Here is a 20,590-nt window from a genome sequence, read left to right on the forward strand (position 1 = left end):
GGCCGGGCCGGACGGCCCCGGCGGACCGGACGGGCCGGGCGGCGCCCCGGGGGGACGTTCCCCCGGCGGCGGGACCGCGGCGGCCGAGGCCGGTCCGCAGGGCGTGGGGGCACGACCTCCCACGGGCGGCGGCACGTCCCGCTAGGGACGTCCGGCGCGCATTCCAGCGTGACGTTTCAGCAGTTCAAAAGACTTCCAGCAGTACGTTTTCAGCGCCCGGGGCGGGATGAGGCGGCCCCTGGGCGGGGTTTTACCTGGACAGGGCCCTTGCGGGAGGGCCCGAGAGGGGGAAGAGGTCATGACGGAGACGGTGAGCAGCGGCTCGGCCGCCCGGCGCGGCAAGGGGGGCCGCAAGGGGCTGAAGGTCGAGCGGATCTTCACCACGCCCGGCGTGCACCCTTACGACGAGATCACGTGGGAGCGCCGTGACGTCGTCATGACCAACTGGCGCGACGGCTCGGTGAACTTCGAGCAGCGCGGCGTGGAGTTCCCCGACTTCTGGTCGGTGAACGCCGTCAACATCGTGACGTCGAAGTACTTCCGCGGCGCCGTCGGCACGCCGCAGCGCGAGAGCAGCCTGCGGCAGCTGATCGACCGGGTCGTCCGGATGTACGTGACGACCGGCGTCGAGAACGGGTACTTCGCGTCGGACGACGACGCCGAGATCTTCGAGCACGAGCTGACCTACGCGCTCGCGCACCAGATGTTCAGCTTCAACTCGCCGGTCTGGTTCAACGTCGGGACGAAGTCGCCGCAGCAGGTCTCGGCGTGCTTCATCCTCTCGGTGGACGACACGATGGAGTCGATCCTCGACTGGTACAAGGAAGAGGGGATCATCTTCAAGGGCGGTTCGGGCGCGGGCCTGAACCTGTCCCGGATCCGCTCGTCCAAGGAGCTGCTGTCGTCCGGCGGCACGGCGTCCGGCCCGGTGTCGTTCATGCGCGGCGCGGACGCGTCGGCGGGGACGATCAAGTCCGGCGGCGCGACCCGCCGGGCCGCCAAGATGGTCGTCCTCGACGTCGACCACCCGGACATCGCGGAGTTCATCGACACCAAGGCGCGCGAAGAGGACAAGATCCGCGCGCTGCGGGACGCCGGGTTCGACATGGACCTCGGCGGCAAGGACATCAACTCCGTCCAGTACCAGAACGCCAACAACTCGGTCCGCGTGTCGGACGAGTTCATGCGCGCGGTCGAGAACGACGGCGAGTTCGGCCTGCGCGGGCGGCTGAGCGGCGAGGTCATCGAGACCATCAAGGCCAAGGACCTGTTCCGCCGGATGGCCAAGGCCGCCTGGGAGTGCGCCGACCCGGGCATCCAGTACGACGACACGATCAACGCCTGGCACACCAACCCGGAGACCGGGCGCATCACCGCGTCCAACCCGTGTTCGGAGTACATGTCGCTGGACAACTCGTCCTGCAACCTGGCGTCCATCAACCTGCTGAAGTTCCTGCGCGCCGACGACAGCTTCGACGTCGAGAACTTCGTCAAGATGACCGAGCTGATCATCACCGCGATGGACATCTCGATCACCTTCGCCGACTTCCCGACCGAGAAGATCGGCGAGACCACGCGGGACTACCGCCAGCTCGGCATCGGCTACGCCAACCTCGGCGCGCTGCTGATGGCGACCGGCCACGCCTACGACTCCGAGAGCGGACGGTCGCTCGCCGCGACCATCACGTCCCTGATGACGGGCGTCGCCTACCGCCGCTCCGCGGAGATGGCCGGGGTCGTCGGCCCGTACGCCGGGTACGCCCGCAACGCCGACGCGCACAAGCGCGTCATGCGCAAGCACGCCGCGGCGAACGACGAGATCCGCACGCTGGACGACATCGACAGGGCCATCCACACCGCCGCGACCAAGCAGTGGCAGGAGTGCCTCAAGACCGGCGAGAAGAACGGGTACCGCAACGCGCAGGCGTCGCTGCTCGCGCCGACCGGCACCATCGGCCTGATGATGGACTGCGACACCACCGGCATCGAGCCGGACCTCGCGCTGATGAAGTTCAAGAAGCTCGTCGGCGGCGGGTCCATGCAGATCGTCAACCTGACGGTGCCGCGGGCGCTGACCCGGCTCGGCTACCAGCAGGAGCAGGTCGAGGCGATCGTCGAGTACATCGGCGAGCACGGCCACGTCGTGGACGCGCCGGGCCTGCGCCCCGAGCACTACGAGGTGTTCGACTGCGCGATGGGCGAGCGCGCGATCTCGCCGATGGGGCACGTCCGGATGATGGCGGCCGTCCAGCCGTTCCTGTCCGGTGCGATCTCCAAGACGGTCAACATGCCCGAGCAGGCCGCCATCGAGGACATCGAGAAGGTGTACTACGAGGGCTGGAAGCTCGGCCTGAAGGCCCTGGCGATCTACCGCGACAACTGCAAGGTCGGCCAGCCGCTGTCCGCCGCGGGCAAGAAGGACGAGCCGAAGGCCGAGCCGGCCGCCGCCGCGGTCGTCGCGGCCCCGGCCGAGGTCCGGCCCGTCCGCCGGCGGCTGCCGAAGCAGCGTCCGGCGATGGTCACCCGGTTCTCCGTCGCGGGCGCCGAGGGCTACATGACCGCCTCGTCCTACCCGGACGACGGTCTCGGCGAGGTCTTCCTCAAGCTGGGCAAGCAGGGCTCGACCCTGGCCGGCGTGATGGACGCCTTCTCCATGGCGATCTCCATCAGCCTCCAGTACGGCGTGCCGCTGGAGACCTGGGTCGAGAAGTTCACGAACATGCGGTTCGAGCCGGCGGGCATGACCGACGACCCGGACATCCGCATGGCGACCTCGGTGATGGACTACATCTTCCGCCGCCTGGCGCTGGACCACCTCGACTACGAGACCCGGTCCGAGCTGGGCATCCTGTCCGCCGCCGAGCGCGCGATGCAGGCCAACGGCGAGGACCCGGCGTCCCTGCACTCCTCGGACGCCGAGACCGAGCGGGAGATCCTGGCGCAGTCCGCCGAGATCACCCGGGCCCCGGCTCCGGCCGCCACCACCGCCGCCGACCCGGCTCCGGCCCCCGCTCCGGCTCCCGCCGCGCCGCACTCGTCGGTCGAGGTCATCGAGAGCCGCCAGGGCCGGACGGCCGACGCGCCGCTCTGCCTGACCTGCGGAACGAAGATGCGTCCGGCCGGCAGCTGCTACGTCTGCGAGGGCTGCGGCTCCACCAGCGGCTGCAGCTGAGGCTGAGCGCCGTCACAGCGGTACCGGTCAGTGAGAAAGGGATCTCGGAATCACTCCGAGATCCCTTTCTCGTTCTCTCCGCCGGTTCTGGGCGGGGTCTTCCCCGGCTCGTTCAGAACCGGCCCGAGCCGCGATCGGCCGCCTCCCGGGCGAGCGTGACGCGCTCATGGGCGTCGCGTGCCTCCAGGACTTCCGGCTGGTGCGCCGCGGACCACTCGCAGAACGCGGCCATGGGTTCGCGCAGCGTGCGGCCGAGCGCGGTCAGTTCGTACTCGACGCGCGGGGGCATCTCGGCGTAGGCGGTGCGTTTGACCAGGCCGTCACGCTCCATCGCGCGGAGGGTCTCCGTCAGCACTTTCGGTGTCACTTCGCGCAGGGGAACCTGCAATTCGGAGAAACGCCGGGGCCCGGTCTCCAGACACCGGATGATTCGTCCCGTCCATTTGTCGCCGACGCGGAACAGGGGGGTCTCCGAGGCGCGGCATCCCGCGAACATGTCCGGATCGAGTTGCTGTGTCACAGTCCGAGCGTACGTTCCTATCGTTGCGGGAACCAAAGGGTGGGGACGTAGCGTCCGGGACAGCGGTCGCCGACCAGGCGGCCTCCGTCGAACGGAGCCCCACCATGAGCAGCATCGTCATCTTCGGCGCCGGCGGACGCGCGGGCCGGCGCGCGGTCTCCGAAGCCGTCGCCCGCGGACACAGGGTCACCGCCGTCGTCCGCGACCCGGCCCGGCACGGGCACCTGGACGGCGACGGCGTGACGCTGGTGGCCGGGGACGTGACCCAGGCGGACAGCGTCGCGGCGGTCGCGGCCGGCCACGACGCGGCGATCAACGCCGCCGTCCGGCTCGACGTCTCCACATGGGAGTTCTTCAACGGCGCGGCGCACGCCCTGCTCGACGGTCTCGGACGCGCCGGAGTCGGACGGCTGGTGCTGGTGGGGATCGGCACCACGCTGGAGACCGCGCCGGGGGTCCTGGTCCACGACGCGCCCGGTTTCCCGGCGGAGGCCCGGGAGTTCTCCCTGGGACACGCCGCGCAGCTCGACGTGTTCCGTGACGCCGACACCGAGATCGACTGGCTGGTGGTCGCCCCGCCGCCGGTCGTCCTGGACGACGACGCGCCCCGCACCGGCCGGTACCGGATCGGCGGCGCCCGGATCCTCCCCGGCGGGGACGGTTCGGCCTCGTTCTCCTACGCCGACCTCGCGGTCGCGCTCGTCGACGAGATCGAGACCCCGAAGCACCACCGCGCGCTGGCCGCCGTCGCCTCCTGATCCCCAGGCCCCGTCCCCACCGCAGGAGCTGGAATGCGCATCAGCACGAACGTCGGCATCGGGATCGACCGTCCACGGACGATCGCCGAGATCGTCGAGGAGGCGCGGCGTGCCGCCGACCTGGGGCTCGGCGGCGCGTGGTGGGCCGAACGGCACACCGCCGACGCGCTCACCTCCGCCACCGTCGCCGGACTCGCGGTGCCCGGGCTCCCGCTCGGAACGGCCGTCGTCACGACCTATCCGCGCCATCCGCTGGCCCTGGCCAGCCAGGCGCTGACCGTGCAGGCGGCCACCGGCAACCGGCTCACCCTCGGCATCGGACCCGGGCACAAACACCAGGTCGAGACGGCTCTCGGGATGGACTACGACCGGCCCGCCCAGCACTCCCGCGAGTATCTGAGTGCGCTGGTGCCGCTGCTTCACGGCGAGCAGGTCGAGTTCGACGGCGAGATCCACCATGTTTCCGGGCAGATCCGCACGCCGGGCGCACGGCCGCCGTCCGTGCTCCTGGCCGCGCTGGGACCCGTCATGCTCCGCACCGCCGGTGAACTCGCCGACGGGACGGTCACCGTGTGGACGGGCGTGCGCACCGTCGCGGAGCACGTCGTCCCGCTGATCACGGCGTCGGCCGAGTCCGCCGGGCGGCCTGCGCCGAAGGTCGTCGTCAACCTGCCGATCGCGGTCACCGACGATCCAGACGGGGCGCGTTCCTGGATCGCGGAGCATTTCGGGGCGTCCCGGCGGGTGCCGCGCTACCGGGCGCTGTTCGAACGGGAAGGCGTCGGCGGAGCCGAGGACATCGCGGTCGTCGGCGATGAACGGCAGGTGGAGAAGGGGCTCCGCCGGTTCGCGGACGCCGGCGCCACGGAGTTCATCGCCGTCCCCTTCGGCCCGGAAGAGCAGATCACCCGAACCCTCACCGCCCTGGGCGCCCTCAACAGAACCGAATGAACCCGTCCCCGGACGACACGAGACGCTCCGCGACCATCGCGTGCGCGGCGCTGGGGGCGGCGTCGGCCGCCCCCAGCGCCGATGGGCGTCATCCCCGGGACGCGGTCGTGCGGGCTCGGGTCGTGCCCGAGCCGGGCATCCTTGCCGGCACCAGCGAGGCCGTGACCACCACGCTCACGGACATGGTCCGGTTCAGCGAGGTCAGGGCGTGGCATACGCGCGAAGGTCAACCCACCCAGGTCACGGGCGAGACGACCGACTGGTCCGACGGCACCACGTTCCCGCCGGACGGGCCGTGTGAAACGGGTGCGGGGGAGTGGGGCGGGTTGGTTTACTGCTCTTCAGGTGTGTTTGGCGGCACAGTGGTGGAACGAGGGAGATCATGGCGGAACCGACCGAGCTGCCCTCCGTGCGGCCGGAGCAGTGGCGTCCGTCGGAGTTCGAGGAGCGGACGCCCTCGGTGGCCCGGATGTACGACTACCTGCTCGGCGGGAAGGACAACCTCGGGGTCGACCGGGAGCGCGCGAGGGAGGCGGTGGGCGCCGATCCGCTGTTCCCGCGGGTCGTCCGCGAGAACCGGGCCTTCCTGGGACGCGTCGCGCGGTTCCTCGCCGAGGAGCGCGGGATCGACCAGTTCCTCGACATCGGCACCGGGCTCCCGACGAACGACAACGTGCACCAGATCGTCCAGCGGATCAATCCGGACGCGAGCGTCGTGTACGTCGACAACGACCCGGTCGTGCTCGCTCATGGGCGGGCCCTGCTCGCCGACAACCAGCGGACCACCGTGATCCAGGCCGATCTGCGGGACCCGGGCGCGATCCTCGCGCATCCTGACGTCCGGCGGCTGCTCGATCTGGACCGTCCGGTGGCGCTGCTGCTGCTCGCGATCCTGCACTTCGTGCCGGACGCCGCGGAGCCGCACGCGATCCTCGACGAGCTCCGCGACGCCCTGCCGAGTGGCAGCTACCTCGCGATCACGCACGGGTCCCCGGACCTGCGTCCGGACGTCGTCCACCGCCTCGAGGAGATCTACTCGCGGACGGCGTCGCCTGCGCTGGCGCGCTCGCACGAGGACGTCCTCCGGTTCTTCGGCGACTTCGAGATGATCGATCCGGGCCTGGTCTGGGTCCCCTGGTGGCGTCCCGAGGAGGAGCCCGCCGACGACTCCGATCTCGTCTGGTTCCTGGGCGGCGTGGGCCGCAAACCCTGACATCGAGCGCGAGAAGGGCCGGGATTCGTCCCGGCCCTTTCGCATGCCCGCGGGCCTCAGGGAGCGTCGAGCAGGCCGACGATCATCGCCCGCAGCGCGGCCTTGAGGCGGTCCGGGCCCTCGGCGGTCAGCTGGACGAGGACGGGGTCGCTGTGCAGTGAGCCGAGCAGGACGTGCGCGACGGTCTCGGCGTCCAGGGCGGGGTTCTCGGCGCGGAGCAGGGCGCTGATGTGGCCGTGCCAGAACGCGTAGACGCCGTGCGGTTCCTCCTGGTCCGCGTGGTACTCGTCGCTGGACGGCAGGGTGACGCCGGAGCGCGAGAGCTCGGCGAGCAGGCTCTTGTTCCGGCTGACGACGTCCACGATCGCGTCCACGAAGGCGAGGAGGCGTTCGCGGTCCGGGGCGTCCGCGCCGGGCCCGAGCGGCGGCGGGCCGGTGCGGACGGCGTCCTCGAGCGAGCGCGCGCGCTCGACCATGAGCGCCAGCATCAGCCCGGCGCGGTTCCCGAAGCGGTGGAAGACGGTGCCCTTCGCGACGCCCGCCTCGGTCGCGACCTGCTCCATCGAGATGTCCTGGGGACGGTGGGCGTCGAGCAGCCGCTCGGTGGCGGCCAGGATCGCGCGCCGGTTGCGGGCCGCGTCGGCACGTTCTCTCGGCATGTGGTGGCCGTCCTCCCGTAGACAAGTTGACCGTCGGTCAATATAGTGAATCTTGACCGTTGGTCCAGTTTATCGGGCGGCCCTGCGCGGCCGCCCTGGGGAGACATCATGCGACACGTCCGCTACCACGCCCACGGCGGCCCCGAGGTCCTCGCGGTGGAGGAGTCCGAGGTCCCCGAGCCCGGCCCCGGCCAGGTGCTCGTCCGCCCGGAGGTGATCGGCACGAACTACCTGGACGTCCAGCTGCGGCGGGAGACCGACCGCGCGTCGATCTGGTACCGGGACCTTCCGGGCACCCTGACCGGCGACGTCGTCGGGACGGTCGAGCGGACCGGCCCCGACGTCGATCCCGCCCTCGTCGGAACCCGCGTCGCCGCGCTCTCGGTCGACGCCTGGGCCGACCGGGTGCTCGCCGACGCCGAATGGCTCGTCCCGGTCCCGGACGACCTCGACGCCGCCACCGCCAGCCTCCTGCCCCTCGCCGGCGCTGTCGCACTCGGCAGCCTCCGGCTCGGGCGGATCGCCGCGGGCGAGACCGTGCTGGTCACGGCGGGCGCGGGCACGATCGGGCACCTCGCCGTCCAGCTCGCGCGGCACCGCGGGGCCGGGACGGTCATCGCCACCGCCGGCTCGGACGCGAAGCGGAAACTGCTCACCGAACTCGGCGCGGACCTCGTGATCGACCACACCGCGCCGGACTGGGACGCGCAGGTCAAGGCCGCCGCGCCCGAGGGCGTCCACCTGGTGCTGGACGCGATCGGCGGCGACACGCTGCACCGCTCGCTCGGCCTGCTCGCGCCGTTCGGGCGGGCCGTCGTCTACGGCGCGTCCGCCGGGGACCTGACGAGCGTGCCCGTGACCAGCGTCTTCGGCCTGTGCAGCCTTACCGGCTTCGCGATCGTGCCATACCGCCTCACCGTCCCCGACCAGGCGCGCGCCGACCTGGACGAGCTCACCGGACTGCTGGTCTCCGGCAAGCTGCGCGGTGTCATCGGCGAGCGCCTTCCCCTGGACGAGCCCGTGCGCGCGCACCGGCTCCTGGAGGACCGCGCCGTCCTGGGACGCCTGGTCCTGGAGCCGTAGCTCCTAGTCGGCGAAGAGGACCTGCGTCAGCGGGACGGCGAGAGCGTCCCCTGCCAGGCCGACGCACACGGCGGCGACCCTCTCGGCGAAACGGACGCGGTCGGCCGCCGCGGTGTCGACGGCCCGGCGGAGCGCCGCCCTCGGGACGGTCAGCAACGGCTCCGCCGGACCGCGGCTGCTTTCGGTCGGGCCTGAGAGGGACAGCAGGTCGTCCGGCTCCGCGGCGACCAGCAGCCAGGGATGCCCGTTCCAGAGCATGGCCGGAGCGGCCGAGCGATGCCCGGCCGCCTCCCGCCAGTCACGAAGAACACCCAGGTCAGAGCAGCATCCGGGCATCATCAGCGGGCCGCCGTCCAGGTCCAGCGCGAACCCCGCCGAGAACGCGGGGATCTCGTCGAGGACGTCCGCGCAGGACGCCTGGCCCTGCCCCCCGCGAAGGCGCGGAAGGACGTCGGCGTCGTCCAGATGAGCCCGGATGTACGCGGCGAGGGCGTCATCGTCGAGTTCGTCCGCGCCGGTGAACTCCACGATTCCGGTCTCCAGAACCATCCGGAGCGCGACCGAGCCGCCCGGCCGCCGCGCCACCCCCACACCGCTCATCGCCCCTCCCACCCCCATTGATACCCAGAACAGCCGTCCGAGGGGCACGGTTCAGGGCGCACCGCGCATCACCGCGCACCGCGCACCGCCGCGCCATGAACCGCGCTACCGCGTGGACGGCGACGAACGCCCGCGCATCCTGACACCGTCCGTCACCCGGGATCAACCACGATTCGGGCGCATCGGGAGGTGGGCGGACTCAGCCGCGGCTGAGCGCGTCGACCAGGAGGCCGAGGCGGGACTCCGCGTGCTCGGGACGCAGGCGTTCCCCTTTGGTCAGCATCGCCAGCCCGTGCAACCAGCTCCAGCCCAGCTCGGCGAACGTCTCCGGGTCGCGCTCTCCGGCGAACGGCCGCAGCGCGGTCATGAACTCCTGGAACGCGTCCCGCAGGGCCTGCGGTGACTCGCCCGTCCCGAACGTGACGTCGATCGGCTGGACGAACATCGCGTCATAGGCGGCCGGATGCTCCGCCGCGAAGTCCAGGTACGCGCGCGCGATGCCCCGCAATGCCCCGACGTCGTCCGCCGCCTCCTCCCGCGCGGCGCGCAGGTCGGCCGCGAGGTCGGTGATCCCCTCGACGGCCACCGCCGCCACGATCGCGGCCTTCCCCTTGAAGTGGCTGTACAGGACGGGCTGGCTGTACTGGACGAGCTCGGAGAGCCGCCGCGTGGTGACGGCGCCCCACCCCTCGGCCTCGGCCAGCTCCCGTGCCGTCTGGACGATCAGCCGCCTGCGGTCGGCTCGTTCGCGTTCACGACGCTGCTGTACGGACATGCCCTGGATTCTAGCATTGCTAGACATTCGAGCATGGCTAGTGTTAGCGTCGCTCTCATTCCTAGCACTGCTAGACACTCTCTCTGAGGAGCCCCCCATGAACGCCACCGCCGCCGCCCCCTCCGCCGAGACCACCGCGTCCCCCGCCCCGTCCGGCCGCCTTGTGGCCCGCGCCGCCACCGGCATCGCCATCGTGACCGGCCTGCTGGTCGCCTACTTCGGCCTCGGCTTCCTGTTCGACCCGCACTCCGCGGACAACTTCGGCATCAAGCCCTGGCCCACTGGGAACGCCACCGGCTACTTCGACGTCAAGGGCGTCCGCGACCTGGCCACCGCCGGCGCCGTCTTCACCCTCCTCGCCCTCCGCCAGCACCGCGCCCTGGCCTGGATCATGCTGTTCGACCTGCTCATCCCGCTCGGCGACATGGTCGCCGTCATCACCCACGGCGGCACCGTCGCCTTCGCCCTCGCCGTCCACGGCTCCGCCGCCGCCCTCCTCGCCCTCGGCGTCGTCCTCCAGTTCATCCGCGTCTCCCGCGACTCCAGCCTCACCGCATCCAGCCCCACCGCATCCAGCCCCACCGCATTCAGCCCCACCGCATTCAGCCCCACCGCCTGAGCCCGCGCGTCGTGGAGGAGGATGGCAGGGTGGTGGCCGGGGAAAGGGGTGGGGATGAGCGATCTTCAGACGCGGCCCGAGGCCGTGGCGTGCGGGGGCCTGGACGGAGTGGGGAGCGGGCCGGTGCGGGAGCTGCTCAAGCCCCGGATCGTGTCGCTGGGGGCGGGGACGAGTGTGCGGCGGCTGTTGCCGACGCTCGGGCGGCGGATGGTCGGCGCGTGGTGCTTCGTGGACAACTACGGGCCGGACGACATCGCGCAGGAACCGGGCATGCAGGTGCCGCCGCACCCGCACATGGGGTTGCAGACCGTGAGCTGGCTGCACGCGGGGGAGGTGCTGCACCGTGACAGCCTGGGCAGTCTCCAGACCATCAGGCCGCGCCAGCTCGGCCTGATGACCTCGGGACGGGCCATCTCCCACTCGGAGGAGTCGCCGCGCGACCACGGCCGGATGCTGCACGGCGCGCAACTCTGGGTGGCGTTGCCCGAGGCCGCGCGCAACACCGGCCCGACCTGGGAGTTCCATGGCGAGCTTCCCGTGGCGACGGGGCCCGGGTTCAAGGCGACCGTGCTGCTGGGCGACGTGGACGGCGCCTCCTCTCCGGGAACCGCGTTCACCCCCATCGTCGGCGCGGACATCGAGGTCGCGGACGGCGCGGACGTGCGCCTGCCGCTGGAGCCCGACTTCGAGTACGCCGTCCTGACCATGGACGGACGCACCGTCGTGGACGATGTTCCGCTGGACCCCGGGTCGATGCTCTACCTCGGCTGCGGCCGCCGTGAGCTGCCCCTGCGCTCGGACGGCGGCGGCTCCCTGATGCTGCTCGGCGGCGAACCGTTCGAGGAGCGCCTGGTCATGTGGTGGAACTTCGTCGGGAGGACCGGCGAGGAGATCTCCAAGGCGCGCGCCGACTGGATGGGCGGCGACCGCTTCGGTGTCGTCCACGGATACGACGGCGACCGGACTCCCGCGCCGGCCCTGCCCGGTCTGCCCCTCAAGCCCCGCGGCCGCGTTCGCTGAGCTGCTCCCGCAGCCCCTCCAGGTCGGGGGCGCCCCGTAGCGCGACATGGGCGGTCAGGTGAGGCTCTGGCGGGTGCCGGTCTCGGAAGAGCGGCGGATGGCGTCGAGGAGTCGGTGCAGCTCAAGGGCCTCCTCGAAGGTGGGGGCGGTGGCGGGGGAGTCGGCGATCGCCTGGTAGAGAGCGGCCACGTTCGCGCCTTCGGTGCCCTTCAGGGACGGCGGGAGCGTGTCGAGGTCGTCCGGAAGGCCGAGCGGCTGCGGGGTGCCGCCGGGTTCGCGGTTGCCCAGCAGGACGAGGTCGTCGATCTGGACGCCCCGGCCGCCGCGCGAGGACAGTGTGAGGTCGCCCTCGGTGCCGGCGATCTCGATGCGGGTGCCCGGGGACGTGACCTTGGCGTAGTGGACGTGCGCGGCCAGCGTCGCTCCGGACGCGAGGGTGCCGTTCAGCACCAGCTGGTCGGGACTGTCGGACGTCACGGGCTCGCCGGTCTCGGCGACCGTGTAGTGGACGCGCTGGACGGCCGTGGCCGCCGACAGGTCCGCGATCGGGCCGACGAGGTGCCGGACGAGGTCGAGGTGGTGGCCGCCGCCGACCTCCAGGGTGCCCGCGGCGTTGCGGACGTCGGCGGTGTAGGACGACCAGGCGGGCATGGTGCCGTCCGCGCCCTTGGCGAGGGCGCCGTGGACGTTGACCGAGGTCACGCGGCCGACATGGCCGTCGGCGATGAGGTGGCGGGCGTGCATGACGGCGGGGGCGAAGCGGGCCTGGAGGCCGACCGTGGCGTGGACGCCAGCGTCCGACGCCAGCTTGACGACGGCCTCGGCCTCCTCGGTGGTGCGGGTGAGCGGCCATTCGGAGAGGACGCCCTTGCCCGCGCCGAGCGCGGCACGGATCAGCGCCTCGTGCGCGGGGACCTTCACCGTGATCGCGACGAGGTCGACGTCGGGGTGGGCGGCGAGCTGGTGCGGGTCGGTGAAGTGGTGGGGGACGCCGAACCGGCGGGCGGCCTCGCTGGCGCTCTCCTCGCGGCGGGTGCCGACGGCGGTGATCTCGAAGCCGGGCAGCGCGCGCAGCGCGGGGATGTGGGCGCGGGACGCCCAGCCCTGGTCGGGGTTGGCCCCGATGATGCCGACGCGGATCGCGGACATGATGATCTCCGTTCGATAACCGGACGCCTGCCGTCCGGATAATGAGGACCCTAGAACAAGCGGACGCGCCCTGTCCACTTAATCCGGACGCGTGTCGTCCGCTTGCTACGATCGGGGCATGGAGACCCTGAGCGCCGTGGACCGCCTGCTGGACGACGGCTCCGGGCGCGTCCCCCGGGCCGACGCCCGCCGCAACGTCGAGCGGCTCGTCGCCGCGACCCGCGACGCGGCGGCCGAGGGCGCCGAGATCACCGCGCACGACATCGCGCGGCGCGCGGGCGTGGGCGTGGGCACGTTCTACCGGCGTGTCGGGACGCTCGAACGGCTCCTCCAGGCCGTCCTGGAGGAGATCTTCGGCGAGATCCTCGCGCGCGGCGACCAGGGCCTCGCCGAGCCCGACCCGTGGACGGGCTTCCGCGAGTTCGCGGCCTCCTACCTGCGGCTCCGCAACGAGCTGTGCGACGTGAACCAGGCGATCGGCGGGGTGCTCGACCACGAGCGCGCCGAGCTGCGCGACCGCGTCCGGCGGCTGGTCGAACGCGCGCAGGACGCCGGGGCGATCCGCGCCGACGTGTCCTGGACGGACGTGTCGTTCCTGCTGGTCGGCGCGTCCACGGGCCCCCACACCATGGGCATCCACGCCGGGCCGTCCCAGTGGGAGCGCAACCTCGCGATCGTCCTGGACGGCCTGCGCACCCCCGTCCCGACCCCGCCCCCCGGCGACGCCCCCCGGGTCCCCGAGACCCGCGCCGCCGATCAGCGGCCCGAGCCTGGCGAAAGGCCGGGCGTGGTGGAATCACCGGCGCCCGGAACCCGTTGATCCACGTGTGATGCATGGCGAATACAAGGTGCCCGGCGGGAAGCTCGTCGTGGCCGACGTGGACGTGGTCGACGGCCTGCTCAGCGGCCCCCGGATCAGCGGTGACTTCTTCCTCGAGCCGGACGAGGCGCTCGACGCGATCAACGGCGCCCTCGACGGCCTGTCCGCGGGCCTCGAGGCGCGCGACCTCGCCGCGCGCGTCCAGGCGGAGCTGCCGCCGGGGACGGTGATGCTGGGCCTGACCGCCGAGGCGGTCGGGATCGCGGTGCGGCGGGCCGTCGCGCGCGCGTCCGACTGGCGGGACCACGACTGGCGGCTCGTCCACGAGGGTCCGCAGCCGCCCGCGCTGCACATGGCGATCGACCAGGTGCTCGCCGAGGAGGTCGGCGCGGGCCGCCGCCCGCCGACGCTGCGGATCTGGGAGTGGGGCGCGTCCGCCGTGGTCATCGGCAGTTTCCAGTCGCTGCGCAACGAGGTGGACGGGGACGCCGCGTCCGGCCTGGACGTCGAGGTCGTCCGCCGGATCAGCGGCGGCGGCGCGATGTTCGTCGAGCCCGGCGACACCATCACCTACTCGCTGTACGCGCCGGAGTCCCTGGTCGCGGGCATGTCGTTCGCCGAGAGCTACGCGTTCCTGGACGACTGGGTGCTCGGCGCGCTGGGCGAGCTGGGCATCCGCGCCTGGTACCAGCCGCTGAACGACATCACCTCCGACCACGGCAAGATCGCGGGCGCCGCGCAGAAGCGGCTCGCGAACGGGGCCGTCCTGCACCACGTGACCATGTCCTACGACATCGACGTGGACAAGATGCTGCGGGTGCTGCGGGTCGGGAAGGAGAAGCTGTCCGACAAGGGCACGACCAGCGCGAAGAAGCGCGTCGACCCGCTGCGCCGCCAGACCGGCCTGTCCCGCGACGAGATCATCGGACGCATGGTCGGGCACTTCCGCACCCGCTACGGCCTCACCCCGGACACGCTCACGGGTGACGAGCGCGCCCTCGCCGACAAGTACGTCGCCGAGAAGTTCACCACCCCGGAGTGGACCGCCCGCGTCCCGTGACGCCCCCGCTTTCCGCCCGGCCCTCCCGCCCCGCGCCGCCGCCCGCAGCCGTCCTCCCGGTTCCTTGATCGTTCCGGGTGGCAGATCTTGCCGTTGTGGACGGGCGGCGCGGGCGGTTAGAACGAGGGCATGAGCCAGTACCCCTATCCGGTCGTGCCCGCGCCCCGGTTCGACGTGCCCGCGGAGCACGCCGTCGAGCGCGCGCGGGCGTTCGCCGACACCATGACGCTGCGCCGGACGGTCCGGGACTTCGCGTCCCGGCCGGTGCCGCCGGAGGTGGTCGAGCACGCCCTGCGTGCCGCGGCGACCGCGCCGAGCGGCGCGAACGTGCAGCCGTGGCGGTTCGCCGTCATCACCGATCCGGAGCGCAAGCGCAGGCTGCGCGAGGCGGCCGAGGCCGAGGAGCGGGAGTTCTACGAGCACCGCGCGTCCCCGGAGTGGCTGGAGGCGCTGGCGCCGCTCGGCACCGACTGGCGCAAGCCGTTCCTCGAGGACGCCCCGGCGGTCATCGTCGTGTTCGAAGTGCATCGGGGCCCGCACTCGCCGCGACCGTACTACGTCAAGGAGTCCGTCGGGATCGCCGTGGGGTTCCTGCTCGCCGCGCTCCACCAGGCCGGTCTCGCCACGCTCACGCACACGCCGAGCCCGATGAAGTTCCTGAACGAGGTCTGCGAACGTCCCCGGGAAGAACGGGCGTACGTGGTCATCCCGGTCGGCTACCCGGCGGACGACGCGATGGTCCCGGACATCACCAAGAAGCCCATGGACGAGATCGTCGTCCACCTCTGAGGGCACGCCGATCGCCGGGGAGCGGCGGCCGAGGCTCGCGGAAGGCGAACCCCCGGCCGCCGCTCACCGAGCACGGTCAGCCCTTCAGGACGGCTTCGGCCAGTTTCTTGTCCCGGGCGACGCGCACGAGCGCGGACGAGAACCGCGCGAGGTCCTTGTCCGGGACCTCGTCGGCCAGGCGCTTCGCGTCGGCGGGCAGGCCGAGGCGTTCGGCGCCCTTGAGCGCCTGCGCGTCCATGTACGGACGCAGCCACGGCCACATCTGCTGGGCCTCGCGGCAGAAGATGTCGACGCCGACCGGCCCGATGCCGGGGAACTCGCGCAGCAGCTCGCCGGCGCGGACCGGGTCGCGCTCCGCCTCGATGGGCAGCCGCCGCAGGTCACCGCCGTACTTGTCCAGGACGAGGTCGGCCATGTCGCCCAGGTGTGTCGCGGTGCTCTCGTCGTAGCGGACGTAGTGGCCGCGGTCGAGCGCGTCCACCCTCTGCTGCCAGGTCAGCCGCGCGATCCCGCGCGCGGTCCCCCCGCTCGCCTCGAACACCTCGCGGGCCGCCGCCATCGCGATGTCCGACCCGATCCGGGCGCTGAGCAGGTTGGCCAGGACCAGCAGCCGGAACAGCGGGCCCGGCTGGTCCTTGAGCGGGATCCCCGCCTCCTCGGCGTAGGTCCGGCCCGCCTCACGCAACAACCTCTTCACGACAGCGTCCATCAACGCACCTCCCGTCAAACGCGCTGTACCCACGCGTGGGCGGTTGACGCCTGCCGGACGCGAATCAGAGCAGGCTCAGCTGGCCCTCGCCGGCGAGCGGGTCGCGGTGGCGCTTCAGGTGCCGCCAGCGGGGCAGGTCGTCCAGGTACGACCAGGACATCCGGTGGTGCGGGGTCGGACCGTGCTCCTCCAGCGCCTTCTGGTGGACCGGTGACGGGTAGCCGGCGGCGTCGGCGAATCCGTACCCGGGAAAACCGGTGTCAAGCGCCGCCATCAGGCCGTCCCTGTGGACCTTGGCCAGCACGGACGCGGCGGCGACGGTGATCGAGCGCTGGTCGGCCTTGACCTCGGACCGGACGCGCCAGCGCGGGTCCCGGACGTAGTCGTTGTCGCCGTCCAGCAGGACCAGGTCGGGCGGTTCCGGCAGGGCGGACAGGGCGCGGACGGCCGCGCGCCGCAGCGCCGCCGTCATGCCCAGCTCGTCGATCTCCTGGGGGGACGCGGCGCCGATGGCGTGCGCGTCGAGCCAGTCCGGCAGGATCGCGGCGAACGCCTCGCGGTGCGGCTTGGTCAGCAGCTTCGAGTCGGTGAGCCTGATCGTCCGCCTGCCCCGGCCGGGGAGTTCCGGCGGGGCCGAAAGGTCGGTGACGGCCGCGCACACGACGACGGGTCCCGCCCAGGCGCCGCGTCCGACCTCGTCCACCCCGGCGATCCGGACCGGGCGGCCCGTCAGCGCGCGCAGCTCGTCCTCGATCTCGTACCCGGCGACCCGGGACAGCCGTGATCCGGACGCCGCGGACGCGTCGCTCTCGAACCCGGGCAGGGCGATGTCGGCGGTGGTGGACTGGGCAGCGGACAAGGGTTCTCCCGGACGTAGGAGGCGTGGCGGCGCTCCCGATCGTACGACCCCGTCAGGCCCCCGGCGCCCCACCCCCGCGCCCGGCGCGGCGCGGGGCCCCGAGGCGAACCGATCGCCTACAGCCAGCCGTTCTGGCGGGCGGCGCCGACGGCCTCGATGCGGTTGCGCGAGCCGGTCTTCCCGATCGCGGACGACAGGTAGTTGCGGACGGTGCTCTCCGACAGGTGCAGCCGGACGGCGATGTCGGCCACGGTCGCGCCGTCCGCGGCGGCGGCCAGGACGTCCCGTTCCCGTTCGGTCAGGGGGTTCGGGCCGACGGAGAGGGCGGCGGTGGCGAGCGCCGGGTCCACGACCTGCTCACCGGCGAGGACGCGGCGGATCGCGGAGACGAGGTCCTCGATCGGGCCGTCCTTGACGAGGAAGCCGCGCGCGCCCGCCTCCATGGCCCGGCGCAGGTAGCCGGGCCGGCCGAACGTGGTGACGATCAGGACGCGGCAGGACGGCAGGTCGCGGCGCAGGTCGGCGGCGACGTCGAGTCCGGTGCGGTTCGGCATCTCGATGTCCAGGACGGCGACGTCCGGCCTGGTCTCCAGGGCCGTGGGCAGCACCTCGGCGCCGTCCGCGACCTGCGCGACGACCTCGAGGTCGTCCTCGAGGTCGAGCAGCAGCGCGAGGGCGCCCCGCATCATGCCCTGGTCTTCGGCGAGCAGCACTCGGATCACCGGGTCATTCTCCACCCTTGGCGACCGGAACCGTCGCGGCCAGGACGAACCCGGACGAGGACGGCGCGGCCCGGAGGGTCCCGCCGATCGACCCGACACGTTCGCCGAGGCCGGACAGCCCGTTGCCGGGCGGCGGGGCGTCCCCGCCGGCGCGTCCGTCGTCGGAGATCTCCACGGACGCCTGGGCCCCGTCGTTCCGCACGGTGATCACGCACCGGGCGGCGCCGCTGTGCCGGATGACGTTGGTGACGCCCTCCCGGACGACCCAGCCGAGCAGCGCGTCCGGGTCGGGCGGGAGGGGCCCGCCGGAGCGCCGCAGGACGATCCGGACGCCGGCGTCGGCGAGGGCGGTGCGGGCGTGGTCGAGTTCGGCGGCGAGGCCGCGCCCGCGGTATCCGCTGACGGCCTGGCGGACCTCGGTGAGCGCCTGGCGTCCGACCTGCTCGATGTCGGCGGCCTGCTCGGCGGCGCGCGCCGGGTCGATCTCGGCGAGCCGCCGGACGGCCTGCGCCTTCACGACCATGAGCGACAGCGTGTGCCCGAGCAGGTCGTGCAGGTCGCGGGAGAACCGGAGCCGTTCCTCGGCGACGGCGGCGTGCGCGAGCTCCTCGCGCGCCTCGCGGAGCAGGGCGATGACGGAGAACAGGCGGATGACGATGGCGGTCACGGTGCCCGCCGAGACCGTCCCCCACCAGATGCTGCCGGAGCCGCCGCCCTTCAGGCCGCCGAGCCAGATGGTCAGTCCCGCGGTCGTGGAGACCCCGCCGACCAGCACCATCAGTCCCCATTCGGGACCAGGCGTCCGGTTCGGGAGGTGTCCCGCGACGGTTCCGGCGGCGAGTCCGGCGAGCGGGAAGCACACGTACCAGTTCGGGCCGAGCTCGGTCGACGCGAGGGCGGCGCCGCCGGTGAGCGCGACGACGCCCGCGATCGGCAGCCGCAGCGGGACGCGGGCGTCGAACGCCGACACGACCGTCCCGAGGTACACGGCGAGGAACGCCACCAGGAGGGGGACGGCGAGCCAGAAGGGACGCGCCGTGCCCCGTACGACGTCCTGGACGGGCCACCAGGCGATGACGGCCCAGAACGCGAACGCCCAGGGGGTCGGGCCCTTCGTGTCCATCCGGTTCAGGTCCATGGCCGGACGCCGTGGAACATGCTCCTGAACGGCCCGGGGGACCCGTGCCCCGGCGACCCTGGGGACCCGCGCCCCGATGATCCGGGGGAGCCGCGTCCACAACAGGCGCCGCATCAGCGGTTCACTTTTCGCACGTCGATACCGTACGGGCACCCGGCTACGCTCCTGCACGCGCGGGTCACACCGTCTGCGCGGAGCGGCGGTAGCCGACCACGGCGAACACGGTGAAGGCGGCCGCCCAGGCGGCCAGGACGAGCGTGCCCACGAGCGTCGGCGCGTGGCCGCCCGCCACGCTCCAGGACAGTTCGCCGTACCGGTTGACCGGGGTGAGGCGCGAGACGGACGCCAGCCAGGACGGCATCTTGCCGATGGGGAACCACAGGCCGCCGAGCAGCGACAGGCCCATGTAGACCGCCAGTCCGGCCATCTGCGCCTTCTGCGCGGTCAGCAGGTACCCGAATCCGACGCCGAGGACGGCCAGCGGCGCGATCCCGAGCCAGAGCAGCGCGAACACGGCGAGCCAGCGTCCGGGGGACAGCGTCACGTCGTTCACCAGGCCGCCCGCGAGGCACACCGCGACGATCGGCGGGAGGGCGGCGGCCATCGCGCACAGGGCGCGTCCGACCACCACCTGGGACGGTGCGAGCGGCAGCAGCCGGAGCTGCCGGATCCAGCCGAGCGGTTTGTCCTCGGAGATCGAGACGCCGCTGGTCATGACGGCCCCGATCGCCCCGAAACCGGCCATTCCGACCATCGAGTACAGGGCGCCGTCGGCGCTCGCGCTGCCGCCGAGGTCGAGGTTGCTGAAGACCAGGTACATCGTCAGCGGCGACACCAGCGTCATGATCAGGTACCCGGGGTCGCGCAGCAGCCGCAGCAGTTCCAGGCGGACGTAGTGGACGAGCATCATCGGACGGCCTCCGGCGTCTCGGTCCCCGCCGGGGCGGAGTGGGTCAGGGTCAGGAACGCCTGCTCGAGGCTCGCGCCGGTGACCTCCAGGTCCCGGACGGCCCCGGCGGCGGCGAGCGCGAGCACGGTCGCGTCCGCGTCGGTCGTGTGCAGCCGGACGCGCCGCCCGTCGACCTCGCTGCTCAACACCCCGGGCAGGCCCGAGGGGTCGGGCAGGACGGACGCGTCGACGCTCACGGTGCGGCCGGGGACGCGGCGCTTGATCTCGTCGCTGGTGCCGTCCGCGACGACGCGTCCGCGGTCGACGACCACGATCCGGTCGGCCTCGGCGTCCGCCTCCTCCAGGTAGTGCGTGGAGAACAGGACGGTCGCGCCGCGTTCCGCGCAGGCGCGGATCGCGACCCACAGTTCGTGCCGGGACTCGATGTCGAGCGCGGCGGTCGGCTCGTCCAGGACGATCAGGTCGGGCGCGCCCGCGACCGCCAGGGCGAACCGGACCCGCTGCGCCTGCCCGCCCGACAGGCCGTCGGCGCGGCGTCCGGCCAGGTCGGAGATGCGGGCGATGTCCATCAGCTCGGCCGTCGAGGGCATGGGGCCGCGCGCGACCGACGCGTGGGCCCGCTGGACGAACCCGACGAGCTCGCGCACCGTGACGCCGCCGATGAGCCGCCCGGTCTGGGGCATCGCGCCGACGCGTCCGGCGCGGACGGCGCGTTCCGGTGAGCCGCCGAGCACCCGTACCGTCCCGGTGTCGGGGGTCCGCAGGCCGAGGATCATCGAGATCAGCGTCGACTTGCCCGCTCCGTTGGGGCCGAGCAGCGCGACCGTCCGTCCCCGGTCCAGCCGGAGGCCCAGTCCGTCGACGGCCCGGACGGCTCCGAAGCTCTTGGTCACTCCGTGTGCTTCCACCGCGTGTACTTCCACCGCTTCCATGCCGATGACTCTAGAAATCGGCGGGTGTGTCGCAGCAGAGCCGGAGATCCGCGTTCACGCAGGACAAATGTCCCGGGTGACACAGAGCGATGTGGCCATACGGGCGAACCTCGGTGGGGAAGGGTGCCGTTG

At 72.5% G+C, this 20,590-nt stretch carries 21 protein-coding genes; 10 read left to right on the plus strand and 11 right to left on the minus strand.

The annotated features are described in order from the left end of the window. The first annotated feature begins 298 nt into the window (after positions 1 to 298). On the plus strand, positions 299 to 3,172 hold the full coding sequence (locus EBO15_RS06875) for a vitamin B12-dependent ribonucleotide reductase (RefSeq protein WP_122193470.1): 2,874 nt from the start codon (positions 299 to 301) through the stop codon (positions 3,170 to 3,172). 112 nt (positions 3,173 to 3,284) lie between these two features. Here the strand turns inward: EBO15_RS06875 and EBO15_RS06880 are convergent, their stop codons facing one another. Next, positions 3,285 to 3,692 carry a winged helix-turn-helix transcriptional regulator gene (locus EBO15_RS06880; RefSeq protein ID WP_233616028.1) on the minus strand — a complete coding sequence of 136 codons (408 nt, stop codon included), beginning with the start codon at positions 3,690 to 3,692 and terminating at the stop codon, positions 3,285 to 3,287. A 104-nt stretch (positions 3,693 to 3,796) separates the two neighbouring features. Here EBO15_RS06880 and EBO15_RS06885 point away from each other — a divergent pair, with 104 nt between their 5' ends. The 3 genes from EBO15_RS06885 to EBO15_RS06895 all read left to right on the plus strand — a co-directional run bounded on the left by EBO15_RS06885 (position 3,797) and on the right by EBO15_RS06895 (position 6,614). Beyond that, positions 3,797 to 4,450 carry an NAD(P)-dependent oxidoreductase gene (locus EBO15_RS06885; protein WP_199744370.1) on the plus strand — a complete coding sequence of 218 codons (654 nt, stop codon included), beginning with the start codon at positions 3,797 to 3,799 and terminating at the stop codon, positions 4,448 to 4,450. A 33-nt stretch (positions 4,451 to 4,483) separates the two neighbouring features. Then, positions 4,484 to 5,401, plus strand: a complete 918-nt coding sequence (locus tag EBO15_RS06890) for a TIGR03564 family F420-dependent LLM class oxidoreductase (protein ID WP_122193471.1) — start codon at positions 4,484 to 4,486, stop codon at positions 5,399 to 5,401. Positions 5,402 to 5,783: 382 nt separating this feature from the next. Beyond that, positions 5,784 to 6,614: an SAM-dependent methyltransferase gene (locus EBO15_RS06895; RefSeq protein WP_122193472.1), complete on the plus strand. Its 831-nt coding sequence runs from the start codon at positions 5,784 to 5,786 to the stop codon at positions 6,612 to 6,614. A 56-nt stretch (positions 6,615 to 6,670) separates the two neighbouring features. Here EBO15_RS06895 and EBO15_RS06900 read toward each other — a convergent pair whose 3' ends face one another. Further along, positions 6,671 to 7,273: a TetR/AcrR family transcriptional regulator gene (locus EBO15_RS06900; protein ID WP_122193473.1), complete on the minus strand. Its 603-nt coding sequence runs from the start codon at positions 7,271 to 7,273 to the stop codon at positions 6,671 to 6,673. 108 nt (positions 7,274 to 7,381) lie between these two features. Between EBO15_RS06900 and EBO15_RS06905 the strand changes: the two genes are divergently transcribed. Next, a complete protein-coding gene (locus EBO15_RS06905) occupies positions 7,382 to 8,356 on the plus strand; it encodes a quinone oxidoreductase family protein (protein ID WP_122193474.1) in 975 nt (324 codons plus the stop codon). 3 nt (positions 8,357 to 8,359) lie between these two features. Here EBO15_RS06905 and EBO15_RS06910 read toward each other — a convergent pair whose 3' ends face one another. Beyond that, entirely contained in the window at positions 8,360 to 8,956 is a 597-nt protein-coding gene (locus tag EBO15_RS06910; RefSeq protein ID WP_147481406.1) for a hypothetical protein, read from the minus strand. 199 nt (positions 8,957 to 9,155) lie between these two features. After that, complete coding sequence (locus tag EBO15_RS06915) at positions 9,156 to 9,731, minus strand: TetR/AcrR family transcriptional regulator (protein WP_122193476.1); 576 nt, start codon at positions 9,729 to 9,731, stop codon at positions 9,156 to 9,158. 97 nt (positions 9,732 to 9,828) lie between these two features. On the opposite strand from EBO15_RS06915, the gene EBO15_RS06920 reads away from it, so the two are divergent. Both EBO15_RS06920 and EBO15_RS06925 read left to right on the plus strand, forming a co-directional pair. Beyond that, complete coding sequence (locus tag EBO15_RS06920) at positions 9,829 to 10,350, plus strand: DUF4267 domain-containing protein (protein WP_158628145.1); 522 nt, start codon at positions 9,829 to 9,831, stop codon at positions 10,348 to 10,350. A 54-nt stretch (positions 10,351 to 10,404) separates the two neighbouring features. Next, the gene (locus tag EBO15_RS06925) at positions 10,405 to 11,370 is read left to right on the plus strand and encodes a pirin family protein (RefSeq protein ID WP_122193478.1); all 966 of its coding nucleotides are present in this window, start codon (positions 10,405 to 10,407) and stop codon (positions 11,368 to 11,370) included. A gap of 54 nt (positions 11,371 to 11,424) precedes the next feature. Here EBO15_RS06925 and EBO15_RS06930 read toward each other — a convergent pair whose 3' ends face one another. Then, positions 11,425 to 12,519: a Gfo/Idh/MocA family protein gene (locus EBO15_RS06930; protein WP_122193479.1), complete on the minus strand. Its 1,095-nt coding sequence runs from the start codon at positions 12,517 to 12,519 to the stop codon at positions 11,425 to 11,427. A gap of 118 nt (positions 12,520 to 12,637) precedes the next feature. On the opposite strand from EBO15_RS06930, the gene EBO15_RS06935 reads away from it, so the two are divergent. From EBO15_RS06935 to EBO15_RS06945, 3 genes are all read left to right on the plus strand, one after another. Continuing rightward, positions 12,638 to 13,339, plus strand: a complete 702-nt coding sequence (locus EBO15_RS06935) for an SbtR family transcriptional regulator (protein WP_199744371.1) — start codon at positions 12,638 to 12,640, stop codon at positions 13,337 to 13,339. 10 nt (positions 13,340 to 13,349) lie between these two features. Next, positions 13,350 to 14,399, plus strand: a complete 1,050-nt coding sequence (locus EBO15_RS06940; protein ID WP_122193588.1) for a lipoate--protein ligase family protein — start codon at positions 13,350 to 13,352, stop codon at positions 14,397 to 14,399. 129 nt (positions 14,400 to 14,528) lie between these two features. Then, on the plus strand, positions 14,529 to 15,188 hold the full coding sequence (locus EBO15_RS06945; protein WP_122193480.1) for a nitroreductase family protein: 660 nt from the start codon (positions 14,529 to 14,531) through the stop codon (positions 15,186 to 15,188). Between the two features lie 76 nt (positions 15,189 to 15,264). Here the strand turns inward: EBO15_RS06945 and EBO15_RS06950 are convergent, their stop codons facing one another. The 6 genes from EBO15_RS06950 to EBO15_RS06975 form a co-directional block, all read right to left on the minus strand. Then, positions 15,265 to 15,897 carry an HhH-GDP family DNA glycosylase gene (locus EBO15_RS06950; protein ID WP_122193481.1) on the minus strand — a complete coding sequence of 211 codons (633 nt, stop codon included), beginning with the start codon at positions 15,895 to 15,897 and terminating at the stop codon, positions 15,265 to 15,267. A gap of 64 nt (positions 15,898 to 15,961) precedes the next feature. After that, positions 15,962 to 16,675, minus strand: coding sequence for a ribonuclease HII (locus EBO15_RS06955; protein ID WP_122193589.1), 714 nt, complete (start codon positions 16,673 to 16,675; stop codon positions 15,962 to 15,964). A 197-nt stretch (positions 16,676 to 16,872) separates the two neighbouring features. Beyond that, complete coding sequence (locus EBO15_RS06960) at positions 16,873 to 17,478, minus strand: response regulator transcription factor (protein WP_122193482.1); 606 nt, start codon at positions 17,476 to 17,478, stop codon at positions 16,873 to 16,875. A 4-nt stretch (positions 17,479 to 17,482) separates the two neighbouring features. Further along, positions 17,483 to 18,601 carry a sensor histidine kinase gene (locus EBO15_RS06965; protein WP_147481407.1) on the minus strand — a complete coding sequence of 373 codons (1,119 nt, stop codon included), beginning with the start codon at positions 18,599 to 18,601 and terminating at the stop codon, positions 17,483 to 17,485. Between the two features lie 193 nt (positions 18,602 to 18,794). Then, positions 18,795 to 19,526, minus strand: a complete 732-nt coding sequence (locus EBO15_RS06970) for an ABC transporter permease (protein WP_199744372.1) — start codon at positions 19,524 to 19,526, stop codon at positions 18,795 to 18,797. Continuing rightward, positions 19,523 to 20,458, minus strand: coding sequence for an ABC transporter ATP-binding protein (locus tag EBO15_RS06975; protein ID WP_122193484.1), 936 nt, complete (start codon positions 20,456 to 20,458; stop codon positions 19,523 to 19,525). The genes EBO15_RS06970 and EBO15_RS06975 overlap by 4 nt, the downstream gene beginning before the upstream one ends. Positions 20,459 to 20,590: the final 132 nt, after the last annotated feature.

It is taken from the genome of Actinomadura harenae, from assembly GCF_003696215.1.
GTDB lineage: Bacteria > Actinomycetota > Actinomycetes > Streptosporangiales > Streptosporangiaceae > Spirillospora > Spirillospora harenae.